Below are 12809 nucleotides of genomic sequence, written 5' to 3'. Positions count from 1 at the left end.
ACGTGCAAGAACCGATCTTTTGGGGGTGGGAATGACCGGACGTATCGCGTCGCCGTCTAAGCGCACAATATTTCCGACTCTCAGGTTCCGCGCCAAGATCATCCTGGGTTTTGCGGTCGTGCTGGCGATCTCCGCCGGCAGCATGGCCTTCTCCTATTTCGGTTTCGAGCGGGTCTCGGCCGAAGTCGGGTCGTACCGCAGCAGCGTGTCGGAGGCCGATTTCGCCCGTAACATCGACCGCGAGCTGCTCGGCTACCGTTCGGCCGCCAAATATTTCGTCGTGACCGGCAAGGAAGACGATGCCAAGGCGGCGCTCGATGCCGAGGCCAGCCTGAAAAATGCCATCGACCAGGCCGTCAAGAGCGCCAAGACCCCGGCGCGAAAGGAAGGGCTCGACAAGCTCGCCAAGGAGTTCGCGAATTTCTCAGCGACCTTCGGCAAGGTCCTCCAGGCCAAGCGTGACAGCACGTTGCTGGTGCAGAACCAGTTGCAGCGCCAAGCCAATCTCCTGAAGTACAAGCTCGATGACGTCGGCAACAACGCTTCCGATTCCGAGGCGCAGGCGATCGAGTTCGGCACCAAGCAGGTCAACGCCCAATTCCAGACCGCGAGCGCTGCCGCCACCAATTTCGTGCTGACGTCCGATCAGGCGATCGCGACCAGCGCGCTGGCGCGGCTGAAATTCGTCGAGAACTCGCTCGGCGCGATCTATTCCATGGACGAGAAGATCGTCGCCGGCCTGAAGGACGCCAAGGCCATCCTCACCGCCTATCGCGAGGCGCTGGAGAAGCTGATTGCCAACGCCAAGCTGGTCGACCAGCTCGTCACCGAAATGAACGGTTCAGCCGGTGCGATCCTGCAAGGAGCGACCGCCATGAAGGCGGACCTCGTCGCCGAACAGCAACGGCTGGACACGGAGTCGGAAGCGACCATCGGGAAGACCGAGCAACTGGTTCTGATGCTCGCCATCGGCGGTACGTTGCTTGGTGTGGTCCTCGCCTTCCTGCTCGGCACCGGCATCTCGCGTCCGATGATCGCGATGTGCAAGGCGATGCGCGAGCTGGCTTCGGGCAATTTCGACGTCGTGCTGCCGGGTCTCGGCCGCAAGGACGAGATCGGCGAGATGGCCGGCGCCGTCGAAGAGTTCAAGGTTCAAGCCGTGGCAAAAGCCGAGCGCGATGCCGCCGCCAGCGAAGCCCAGAACAGGGAGGCGAGCGCTGCCCGCCGCTCCGAGTTGATTCGCTTCGCCGACGATTTCGAGAGCGCGGTCGGCGCCATCGTCTCCAACGTCTCGGCCTCGGCCGTGCAGCTGGAATCGGCGGCCTCCACGCTGACCCGCACCGCCGAGACCACCCAGAGCCTGTCGAGCCAGGTCGCGGGCGTCTCCGAGCAGGCCTCCTCCAACATGCAGTCGGTCGCCACCGCGACGGAAGAGCTGTCCGCCTCGGTCGAGGAGATCGGCCGTCAGGTCCGCGACTCCAGCCGCATTGCGGAGGCTGCCGTGGTTCAGGCCAAGGAGACCGACGGACGCATCGGCAAGCTCTCGCATGCCGCCCAGCAGATCGGCGAAGTGGTCAAGCTGATCACGGCGATTGCCGAGCAGACCAATCTTCTCGCGCTCAACGCCACCATCGAGGCGGCGCGCGCCGGTGAAGCCGGCCGCGGCTTCGCGGTGGTTGCCAGCGAAGTGAAGTCGCTGGCGAGCCAGACCGCGAAGGCGACGGACGAGATCTCCTCGCACATCACGGGCATGCAGGGCGCCACGGCCGAATCGGTCGCCGCGATCAAGGAGATCGGCGCGACCATCGGCCAGATCTCGTCGATCTCGACCTCGATCGCGAGCGCGGTCGAGCAGCAGGGCGCCGCGACGCAGGAAATCGCGCGCAGCGTCCAGACCGTCGCCCAGGGGACCCAGACCGCGGCCACCGATATCGGTCAGGTCAACCGCGGCGCCGCCGAGACCGGTTCGGCCTCGGAGGAGGTGCTGCACTCGGCCAAGACGCTGTCGTCCGAAAGCACCCGCCTGCGCGCCGAGCTCGATCGGTTCATGGGAAATATCCGGGCGGCGTAAGTTGCCTGGCTTCGTTGCGCGTCAGACGCTCAGCCGTCGCCCCACACTCCGCTTGTTCGGGACGACCGCGGAGATTGGCGCGACGGTCGATTTATAACGGCGCGAGAAAGCGCACCTTAACAATTTCCGGCGTCACCTAACCGCGAGTTGCGGCGCCACAAATTTACCACAGCTTATCCTTTGCCAATTACCGTGCAGGCGAGTCAGGAAGCGGGCTGCTTCCGGGCTGCGCCTGGTTTTCCGCGAATGGAATGGGGTGGGGGAAATGTCGGTCAAGTCCAAGTCCAAGTCGACGTCGAAATCGAACCAATCGAAGCTGCCAACCTTGCGCTTTCGCGCAAAAATCATCCTCGGCTTCGTGGCGGTGCTAGCCATCCTCGCCGTCAGCATGGCCTTCGCCTATTTCGGCTTCGAGCGGATCCAGGCCGCTGTGGCTTCCTACCGCGCCAGCGTGTCGGAAGCCGACCTCGCGCGGACGGTCGATCGCGAGCTGGTTGCCTATCAGGGACTGGCTCGGGCCTATACCCTGACGGGGGCGGCAGATGACGAGACTGCAGCCAAGGCCGCCGAAAACAATCTGAAGAGCGCGATCGCCAAGTCGGTGTCGGCCACGACCGGCGCCGCCCGCCGTGAGCAGGTCGGCAAGCTCGAGGCGGAGTTCCAGCGCTTCACGAAGGTGTTCGGGGAGATCATCGTCCTGACGCGCGAGAACAACAAGATCGCGGCCGATGAGCTCAACAGCGTCGGCAACAAGATCCGCTTCAAGTTCGACGATCTCGCCGACACTGCCGCGCTGGGGGGGCTGGCATCGGTCCAGACCACGGCCAAGGACATCACCTCGCAATATCTGGCGGTTTCCACCTCCGTCGGTGCCTTCGTGGCCAAGCCGGAGCCGAAGACCGCCGATGGCGTGATCGCCCGCATCAAATTCCTGGAGACCCTGCTGGTCTCGATCTATGCCAACGACCAGAAGATCACCGACCGCGTCACCGAGATCGGCACTCTGCTGAAGCAGTACCGCACCTCGTTCGCGAAGCTGACCGAGAACGTGAAGATCATCGCCAAGTCGAACGGCGAGATGACCAAGACGGCGGCGACCATTCTCAAGCTCTCGGCCGAGCTGCGTTCGGACCTGACCGCCGACCAGCAGCGCATCGAGGCGAGCGCCAACGCGACCATTGGAGAAACCGAGCAGCTGATGCTGATGTTGGCGCTCGGCGGCCTTGCCGTCGGGGCCGTGCTGGCGTTGTGGCTCGGCAACGGCATCTCGCGTCCGATGATCGCGATGTGCAAGGCGATGCGCGAGCTGGCCTCGGGCAATTTCGACGTGGTGCTGCCGGGTCTCGGCCGCAAGGACGAGATCGGCGAGATGGCCGGCGCCGTCGAAGAGTTCAAGGTCCAGGCCGTGGCAAAAGCCGAGCGCGATGCCGCCGCCAGCGAAGCGCAGAACAGGGAGGCGAGCGCTGCCCGCCGCTCCGAGCTGATTCGCTTCGCCGATGATTTCGAGAGCGCGGTCGGCGCCATCGTCTCCAACGTGTCGGCCTCGGCCGTGCAGCTGGAATCGGCGGCCTCCACGCTGACCCGCACCGCCGAGACCACCCAGAGCCTGTCGAGCCAGGTCGCGGGCGTCTCCGAGCAGGCCTCCTCCAACATGCAGTCGGTCGCCACCGCGACGGAAGAGCTGTCCGCCTCGGTCGAGGAGATCGGGCGTCAGGTCCGCGACTCCAGCCGCATTGCGGAAGCTGCCGTGGTCCAGGCCAAGGAGACCGACGGCCGCATCGGCAAGCTCTCGCATGCCGCCCAGCAGATCGGCGAGGTCGTCAAGCTGATCACCGCGATTGCCGAGCAGACCAATCTTCTGGCGCTCAACGCCACCATCGAGGCGGCGCGCGCCGGTGAAGCCGGCCGCGGCTTCGCGGTGGTTGCCAGCGAAGTGAAGTCGCTGGCGAGCCAGACCGCGAAGGCGACGGACGAGATCTCCTCGCACATCACGGGCATGCAGGGCGCCACGGCCGAATCGGTCGCCGCGATCAAGGAGATCGGCGCGACCATCGGCCAGATCTCCTCGATCTCGACGTCGATCGCCAGCGCGGTCGAGCAGCAGGGCGCCGCGACGCAGGAAATCGCGCGCAGCGTCCAGACCGTCGCCCAGGGGACCCAGACCGCAGCCACCGATATCGGTCAGGTCAACCGCGGCGCCGCTGAAACCGGCTCGGCCTCGGAGGAAGTGCTGCACTCGGCCAAGACGCTGTCGTCCGAAAGCACCCGCCTCCGCGCCGAGCTCGATCGGTTCATGGGAAATATCCGGGCGGCGTAAGGCTCGCCGCGCCGTCAATTCGGTATCGTCTTTGAGCAAGCGCGCCTTAGCAGGGCGCTTGCGCCTTCGTGCGTTGACCAGCACGATTGTGTCGTCTTTCCGACACCGGTCATGCGTCAACTCCCTGCGGCGTCAGCCGAAACGGGCAACCACAAGCGCCCTTGCGCGGGAACCCGGCCTTGCCGCAGACGTTGTCGCAGGTGGCAGGCGGAATGCCGCACCCCCAATGATCGGATCGTCCCCGTTTCGCACCATGTGAACCGGGGTCGTTTCCATTGATCGAACGCAATGGCCCGATGGAATTGCAGCGAAGCCCAGCGCCGAATGATGTTCCTCTGGTTGCGGCAGCCGTGACCGGTCGCATCGTCGAGACCGATATTCCCGCGCGGCTCGACGCATTGCCCTGGAGCGGCTTTCACACCCGAGTCGTGGTGGCGCTCGGCATCACCTGGATCCTCGACGGGCTCGAGGTGACGCTGGCCGGCGCGCTTTCCGGCGCGCTGAAGCAAAGTCCGTCGCTGCACTTCTCGAATTTCGATCTCGGCATTGCCAATTCCGCCTATCTCGCCGGCGCGGTGCTCGGCGCGCTCGGCTTCGGCTGGCTCACCGACCGCATCGGCCGCAAGAAGCTGTTCTTCATCACGCTGGCGCTCTATCTCTCGGCGACGGCCGCGACCGCGCTGTCTTGGGATGTCGCGAGCTACGCGCTGTTTCGTTTCCTCACCGGCGCCGGCATCGGCGGCGAATACACCGCGATCAACTCGACCATCCAGGAGCTGGTGCCGGCGCGCTATCGCGGCTGGACTGATCTCGTCATCAACGGCAGTTTCTGGATCGGCGCCGCCATGGGCGCGGTCGCGTCCATCGTGCTGCTTGATCCCGCCGTGATCGCGCCCGATTACGGCTGGCGTCTCGCCTATCTGATCGGTGCCGTCATCGGTCTCTTCGTGCTCCTGATGCGAATGTGGATTCCGGAAAGTCCGCGCTGGCTGATGATTCATGGTCGCCCCGAGCAGGCCCACACCATCGTCGACGAGATCGAACGCTCCGTGATCGGACACGACCAGGACGCGAGCGATGGACGCTTTGCCAAGATGCGGCTGAAGATGCGCGATCACACGCCGATCCGCGAGGTCGTTCACACGCTGTTCTCGGCATACCGGCAGCGCGCGGTGGTCGGCCTCGTTCTGATGAGCGCGCAGGCGTTCTTCTACAATGCCATCTTCTTCACCTTCGCGCTGGTGTTGACCGATTTCTACGGCATCAAGGCCGATCACGTCGGCTGGTACCTGCTCCCCTTCGCCGCCGGCAATTTCCTTGGGCCCCTGCTGCTCGGCCGGCTGTTCGATACGCTGGGGCGCCGCGTCATGATCATGTTCACCTATGGCGCATCGGGCCTGTTGCTGGCGCTTTCGGGCTATCTGTTCTCGATCGGCGTGCTCACGGCGCAGGGGCAGACCATCGCCTGGATGGTGATCTTCTTCTTCGCCTCGCCGGCCGCCAGCGCGGCCTATCTCACCGTCAGCGAGACCTTTCCACTTGAAGTTCGCGCGCTGGCGATCGCGGTGTTCTATGCGGTCGGCACCGGGATCGGCGGCGTGGCCGGCCCCGCGCTGTTCGGCGTGCTGATCGATACCGGCTCTCGTACCAGCGTGTTCGCCGGCTATCTGCTGGGGTCGGCCCTGATGATCGCCGCCGCGATCGTGGCGTGGCGCTACGCCGTCTCCGCCGAACGCAAATCGCTCGAACAAATCGCCCGGCCGCTCGCCTTTATGGAGTAGACTGATGAAATCGGAACTTGCAGAAATGGCATCGGACCAGAACCGCACCATGCTGGATGACGAAGCGCCCGACGCGGTGCCGGTGCCGCACGCGCTGGTGCCGCATCTCGACGACATCGCGATCCTGCTCGACATCGACGGCACGCTGTTGGACCTGATGCCGACGCCGCGCGAAGTGTGGGTGCCGCCGGGCCTGTCGGACACGCTGAACCGGCTGACAGAGCGCACCTCCGGGGCGCTGGCGCTGGTCAGCGGCCGCTCGCTCAACGACATCGATCTGATCTTCGCTCCCGAAGTGTTCAGCGCCGTCGGCGGTCACGGCGCCGAGTTGCGGTTGTCCGTGGGTGATGATGCCGAAGACGTACCCGCGCCCCCGTTGGACAAGGAGCTGAAGCGGCGGCTAGCTGCGATCGCAAAGCTCAGCCCCGGCATTCTGCTGGAGGACAAGGGCTATTCGCTCGCACTGCATTACCGCCTCGCGCCGCATGCGGAGAAGGCGATCTACGAAGCGGTTTCGGTGATCCGTGCGGATCTGCCCAACGCGCCGATCGAGGTGCTGCCCGGCAAGTTCGTCTGCGAGATCAAGCATTCCGGCTTCACCAAGGCGACCGGCGTGCGTGAGTTGATGACGCGCGAGCCGTTCAAGGGACGGCGTCCGATCTTCATCGGCGACGACGTCACCGACGAAACCGTTTTCGCGATCATGCCCGACATGAACGGGCTTGCCTTCTCGGTCGGTCGCCGTGCGATGGGCGTGAATGGCCATTTCGACGCACCGAACGACGTGCGTGCCTTTCTTGCCCGCCTGCTCGATCCAAGGTGAAACAAAGGCAACGCCACGCCGCAGACATGATGTTTTGGGAGCGGGGCCGTCGCGCGCCGCGATGCGTGCTGCGTAACCTGGCGGCATAAGCTGACTTTGCAGTGGAATCCCGGGTTCCAAAAAGGGAAACCCGTTCCAACGCGCGTGCCTGATTTTGGTTTCAATTGGTTGAAACGATGACAGGAACCATATTGATGAACGGCAGTTAAATGGGGTGGAATGAAACAGGAGGGGACGACCTGTGAACTTAGTCGTCGTTTCAAATCGCGTCGCGCGCGGCAAGCCTAACGAGCCCATGACGGGCGGCCTCGCGGCGGCCTTATTGCCGGTGGTGGAACATTCGGGCGCGATCTGGGTGGGTTCTTCGGGCCGCGTGCGTGACGGCCATCAGAAGGAACCGTTCGCTGAGATCGAGGCGCTCGGATCGGGCGCGATTGCGACGTTGGATCTGCCGGCGGCGCATTACGGTGGCTATTACGAAGGCTTTGCCAATTCGGCGCTGTGGCCCGCGCTGCATTCGCGCAGCGATCTGATCCGCGTCTCGCGCGACGATTACGTGAGCTATCGCGAGGTCAACGCCTTCATGGCGCGCGCCTTGATGCGCTTCCGAAAGGACAAAACCGCGTTCTGGGTGCAGGATTATCATTTCCTCGCGCTTGGCGCCGAACTGCGCGATCTCGGCGTCGACGACCCCATCGGCTTCTTCCTGCATACGCCGTGGCCGGTCGCCGCGGTGATGCAGGGCGTGCCCAATCATCGCGAGCTGGTCACGGCAATGCTGGCCTACGATCTGCTCGGCTTCCAGACCGCGGAGGATTGCCAGAATTTTCTCGGCTATGTCGCAAGCGAGCTCGGCCTCGCTGTCGAGGACGGCGTTGCGATCTCGCAGCACGGCCGCACCCGCTGCGAGGTCTTCCCGATCGGGATCGATGCGGAGAAGTTCGCGCAATACGCGGCAAAATCAGCCACGCATCCCGACGTGTCGCGGCTGCGGCGCAGCCTCAATGGCGAGCGCCTCGCAATCGGTGTCGACCGGCTCGACTATTCGAAGGGCCTCGTCAACCGCATCAGCGCGTTCGACCGGCTCTGGACCGAACAGCCGCAGTTTTCGCGCAGCATCTCGCTGCTCCAGATCGCCAACCCCTCGCGCGGCGGCATCGAAGCCTATGGCAATCTGCAGCAAGACGTCGCTCGCCTCGTCAGCGACGTCAACGGCCGCCACGGTGAGGTCGACTGGACGCCGATACGTTATTTGAACAAGGGCTTCAGCCAGGCCGTGCTGGCGGGCCTGTACCGGACCGCGCAGATCGGCGTGGTGACGCCGCTGCATGACGGCATGAACCTCGTCGCCAAGGAATATGTCGCAGCCCAAAATCCGGCCGACCCCGGCGTGCTGGTGCTGTCGAAGTTCGCCGGCGCGGCCAAAGAGCTTGATGCCGCGCTGCTCGTCAATCCGCACGACATCGACGGCATGGCGCGCGCGATTGCGGTCGCCGCAGCGATGCCGCTCACCGAGCGCAAGATGCGCTGGGACGCGATGATGAAGAAGCTGCGCGGCCACACCATCCAGCAATGGTCGGCCGATTTCGTCGAGGAACTGGAGAAGTGCCGGACCGAGAAGGCTGCGGTCGCCCCGCTCGCCGCGCAGCCGCCCCAGGCATTGCGCTGGCTGAAGTCGGCGATCTCAGGCGTGCGGTTGATTTAGCTCTCGAGAGCCGCTCGATGTTCTTCCCTTCTCCCGCAAGGGGCGAAGGAAAGACGTCAATAGCAATAAGACACTCCATCCAGAATCGCGCATTGCCGCTTGTTCGGCGCATTGGGATCGTCCATCGGCACCACGCCCTTGCCCTGGCCGACGAACACGCCGGGCCCGACATGCACCGAGCTCTTGTTGCCGATGATCACGCTCTGATGCGGCGTCGAGCTCGAGCGCGTGCCGTCCGCCAGAGGATGGCATCGCCGGACAGCACCCCGCGCCGCCCGTCGTCGCAGCTCACGTCGACGCCTTGCCGGTTGCAGATCTGGGCGGCGGCCGGCACAGCGAAGGCGAGGCCGAGGGCCGAAATCAGGCTGAGGGCGGCGATGGTGCTGCGGAGGGTCATGGCGTCCCCAGTCGGGTTTGCTGTTCTCACGTGAATCGTCGCGCCAAACCCGTCAAGGGTTCAGCCGGTAGGCGGGTCAGGACATCCGCAACGCCAGATATTATCTCGTAAATACAATATCTTACGGAAAAATCGCCCGATTTCCCTGCGATCCCTTGCAAAATCATCGGCGCCCCTTCAAGAGAGGGCGCTCCGGAGAGATGGCCGAGTGGCTTAAGGCGCACGCTTGGAAAGCGTGTGTGCGGGAAACCGTACCGTGGGTTCGAATCCCACTCTCTCCGCCACCCTCAGTTTCGAACGTCCTCTCTGGAGTATTTGAGGGCGCTTTTAGCCGCTGATATGGCTCGCCTTCTACAGGTAAACCGTACTCGGGCAGTAAGCTTGCACCCAGGCTGTTCTCTCTCGCGCCTGGTTTCTCCAGACCTCTGTACTTCGTCGATAAGGAACGGACGTCAAAAAGCATTGCGATGCAGGTATTTACTTTCCCCACAAGCGGCCGGTTTTCTCGTCCACTCGCCCCGCAAGAACGCCAAAAACAACTTGCCCGCGCTGTGCTTAATGCTCGGACGATTGCAGCTTCGCCCCCCTGCCGAGTTGAGAAATTCGCGCGAATGCTGTGTTCGGAGCCGCTGATTGCGAAGCAAAAAGCTAATCTGCGTCGAAGCCTCACTCCACAGCAAGGTTGTCCTTTGGCAAGTTCGAAGTAGCTAACGAGGCCCCCTAACGCTAACACTAATGAAGGTTTACGAGACGGGTCTGGCATCATTATGAACCGCGCACGCCTTCTCGAAGACATCTCTCATTACCTGACGCACCTGAGGATGTCGGTCGAGCACCTCAATGGTCTCAATCTTCAAGACATCAACATTCATGCCGAGACGTTCTTCCGTGATTTCTTAAACTTGGCGCTTGGATACCAGCTCAAAAATATCAACATCGTGGAAAAGAACGCCCGGGCAATCGACTTGGGCGATGAAACGGGGCGGATCGCCATCCAGGTGACTTCGACCTCGGACCTTGCCAAGATCAAGCATACCCACAATGGCTTCGTCGCTTCCGGGCTCAACGGAAAGTACGATCGGTTGGTGGTCCTGATAATCGGGGAGAAGAAGAGATACCGCGAGACGCTCGTAGGGAATGGCGGCTTTAGCTTGTCCCTGACAGACGACGTCTGGGACGTCCGAGAACTGCTGAGGAAGATTGGAGATTTGTCCTTAGGGAAGCTCGAACGTTGCCGGGACTTCCTTCGGGATGAGCTCGCTATAGCGGTGCCCCGCCAAGCGAATGAGGTTGGCACACTGATCCGAGTTATCGAGGTCCTCAGCGCTGCCGAAGGAGGGCAGTCGGCGTCCGACAACCGGGAAGATCCCGATCCTGAGGGAAAAATCCGAGACAGGTTCGCGGACCACGCTGCATTTCTTGAGCGCAGGTACGTGGACCTACACGAGATATACGGACGCGCTCTTGCAGAAGTGAACAAGTATTCCGACCTCGGACACGTTCGCGTGCGCAAGCTACAAGTCTACCTCATGAACTGGAGCGACCGCGTGCTTACCGACTGCGGAGGCGACCCGAAGGCTGCGCTGGATGTGTTGGCGCGGAAGGTGCTTCTTATGATGGGCGCCAGTGAAGTGCCGTTCGATGACGGGGCCATCGGCTACTACCTTATTGATCAGTTGATCGCGTGCAACATATTCCCGAACAAGCGGGCGTTCGATGCCTAATATTTTCCTTAAGGACGAAGCTTTGACTAAGGCCCCGGCTATCATCGGCTTCGAGATTGCGCGCTATCTGAAAAAGTCTGGCGGGGGCCGGATGAGCATTTTTGATGTCGTAGACCATTTCAAGCGCGAGGCTTGGTTCTCCTCGAATTCGTTCCTTTTTGGCCTAACCTTCCTCTACGCTGTCGGACTCATCGAGTTTGACGAACCATACGTGGTCGTCCGCGATGCGGATTAATCGCCTCTACACCGAGCCCCCCACTATCGACCCCATCGTTTTCGAACCGAGGGTCAACGTCATATTGGGGGAAAGTGACGACACCAGTTCCAAGAACAATGGTGTCGGCAAGTCGCTTTGCATCGAGTTCCTAAACTTCGCTTTGCTAAAGCGCAAAGCAGAGAGCCGAGTGGCCAAAATTCCAAAGGCGAGCTTTGATCCAGGTACTTTTATCTGCGTCGACTTTGAGCTGAATGCCGTCCGCTACACCATTAAAAGGTCCCTTCAGGAGTCGGAGCATCCTCGTGTTGTGGTGAACGGACATGAAACGGTGTACGCCAAGGTTGAGGACGCAACCGAGTTCCTCACGGGGAGGCTCTTCCAAGGAGGTGATACGCGCGTTGGGTTTCGGGAGATCCTCGGCCCTTTGATCAGAGACGAACGGTCAGAATTCAAGTCGATCGTATCCTGCTTCGACACCAAGGCCCGCATTCCAGACAATTACGCACCTCACCTAATGCTGCTCGGAGTCGACCTCGGCATATACCGGGCAATCAAGCGCACTCAGAAAGAGCTCGACGCGATCGCCATCGAGGAGGCTCGGATCAAGGAAAGCGTGAGGCTCGTCCGTCAGAAGGATCTCGACGATGCCAGGTCCGACCTTAATGCCCTCGATGAGGAAGTCGAAACAATACGTCAAGGCATTGACGCTTTAGAGAATGCGCCAACCTACGACATAGTAAAAGACGAGATTCTTGAGATCGAAGACCAAATGGGGGAGTTGCGCAGTCGAAAGGAGGTGCTGGTTCGGCGTTCGGCCAGTTTGGCACCGATCGCAGTCGAACCAAGCATAGACAGCGAAGAGATTCGCGACTTCTACGACCAGCTGCGTGCCGGCTTGGGTACCAGCATCGTTCGCGAGTTAACGGAGGTCATCTCGTTCAAGTCGAAGATCGAACAGTTTCAGCGGCACCTCTTGAATGAGAAGTCGAAAGTTCTCGACATCGAGATCCGGGATATCAACAAGCAGCTTGCTGAGTTCGACAGGCGCTATGGCAAGCTCGTGACCGTCCTCGACCAAGAGGGCCAGTTGCGCAATCTACGTCAGACTTACGCATCTTTCCAAGCCAAGAGCGACGAACTCGGTCAACTCAAAGGGTTTTTCAGCCGGTACGACCAATTGCTGATCGAACGCCAAACCAAAAAGTCGGAGATTGAGGCCGAAAGGTTGAGGCTTCAGGCGAGTATATCGAGCGCTGCGGACCGGCTTCGCTCCTTCGAGCGGACGATCCTGGCCATTCATCAGTTTGTTCAAGGTAGTCGCAAAGCATCATTCGACGTTCGCACCACAAACAAGAAGCACGTCGTCGATATCGTGCTACGGATAGACGACGATGGCAGCCATAGTGTCGAGAGGGAAAAGGTCTTCATCTACGACGTCGCGCTGATGCTGAACGATTTCACCAAGGTTCGCCATCCTGGATTATTGGTGCACGATAACATCTTTGATGTAGACGATGACACCTTGCAAAGGAGCTTGGAATTTCTGCTTACTCGGGCCGATTTTGACGACGATCAGCAGTATATTTTGACGCTAAACATCGACCGAATTGAGCACTGCCGGCAAGAGGTCTGGTTCGACGAACTGGAGCAGAGCGTCATAGCGTCTTTTACCAAGAGCAACCGATTTCTCAAGAAACACTATCAAGAACTCGGTTGAGGCTCGCCTTAATTGCCGAACACGTATTGGCCGGCCGAAGGCCGGATGCCTGCCTGC

At 61.5% G+C, this 12809-nt stretch carries 8 protein-coding genes, 1 tRNA gene and 1 pseudogene; 9 read left to right on the top strand and 1 reads right to left on the bottom strand.

All coding sequences use genetic code 11. The features are described 5' to 3' along the window. Positions 1-31 precede the first annotated feature (31 nt). The 5 genes from IVB24_RS01075 (at position 32) to IVB24_RS01055 (ending at position 8697) form a co-directional block, all read left to right on the top strand. Complete coding sequence (locus IVB24_RS01075) at positions 32-2071, top strand: methyl-accepting chemotaxis protein (RefSeq protein ID WP_140482098.1); 2040 nt, start codon at positions 32-34, stop codon at positions 2069-2071. Positions 2072-2336: 265 nt separating this feature from the next. Then, on the top strand, positions 2337-4388 hold the full coding sequence (locus IVB24_RS01070) for a HAMP domain-containing methyl-accepting chemotaxis protein (RefSeq protein WP_247771789.1): 2052 nt from the start codon (positions 2337-2339) through the stop codon (positions 4386-4388). 296 nt (positions 4389-4684) lie between these two features. Then, complete coding sequence (locus tag IVB24_RS01065; protein WP_247771788.1) at positions 4685-6169, top strand: MFS transporter; 1485 nt, start codon at positions 4685-4687, stop codon at positions 6167-6169. Between the two features lie 4 nt (positions 6170-6173). After that, positions 6174-6992, top strand: a complete 819-nt coding sequence (gene otsB, locus IVB24_RS01060) for a trehalose-phosphatase (RefSeq protein ID WP_247771787.1) — start codon at positions 6174-6176, stop codon at positions 6990-6992. A 241-nt stretch (positions 6993-7233) separates the two neighbouring features. Further along, on the top strand, positions 7234-8697 hold the full coding sequence (locus IVB24_RS01055; protein WP_247771786.1) for a trehalose-6-phosphate synthase: 1464 nt from the start codon (positions 7234-7236) through the stop codon (positions 8695-8697). A 56-nt stretch (positions 8698-8753) separates the two neighbouring features. Here IVB24_RS01055 and IVB24_RS01050 read toward each other — a convergent pair. Further along, a pseudogene (locus tag IVB24_RS01050) lies at positions 8754-9094 on the bottom strand (hypothetical protein). Between the two features lie 194 nt (positions 9095-9288). On the opposite strand from IVB24_RS01050, the gene IVB24_RS01045 reads away from it, so the two are divergent. The 4 genes from IVB24_RS01045 to IVB24_RS01030 all read left to right on the top strand — a co-directional run bounded on the left by IVB24_RS01045 (position 9289) and on the right by IVB24_RS01030 (position 12752). Continuing rightward, positions 9289-9378 (top strand) — tRNA-Ser (locus IVB24_RS01045). Positions 9379-9861: 483 nt separating this feature from the next. Continuing rightward, entirely contained in the window at positions 9862-10818 is a 957-nt protein-coding gene (locus IVB24_RS01040) for an SMEK domain-containing protein (protein WP_247771785.1), read from the top strand. Next, positions 10811-11053: a hypothetical protein gene (locus IVB24_RS01035; RefSeq protein ID WP_247771784.1), complete on the top strand. Its 243-nt coding sequence runs from the start codon at positions 10811-10813 to the stop codon at positions 11051-11053. Before IVB24_RS01040 ends, IVB24_RS01035 begins: the two co-directional genes overlap by 8 nt. Continuing rightward, positions 11043-12752 carry a DUF2326 domain-containing protein gene (locus IVB24_RS01030; RefSeq protein ID WP_247771783.1) on the top strand — a complete coding sequence of 570 codons (1710 nt, stop codon included), beginning with the start codon at positions 11043-11045 and terminating at the stop codon, positions 12750-12752. Before IVB24_RS01035 ends, IVB24_RS01030 begins: the two co-directional genes overlap by 11 nt. The last annotated feature ends 57 nt before the right edge of the window (positions 12753-12809 follow it).

Source organism: Bradyrhizobium sp. 192, assembly GCF_023100965.1.
GTDB classification, from domain to species: Bacteria; Pseudomonadota; Alphaproteobacteria; order Rhizobiales; family Xanthobacteraceae; genus Bradyrhizobium; species Bradyrhizobium symbiodeficiens.
Note: the sequence above shows the minus strand (reverse complement) of the source record. Positions and strands in the feature narration are given on the sequence as shown.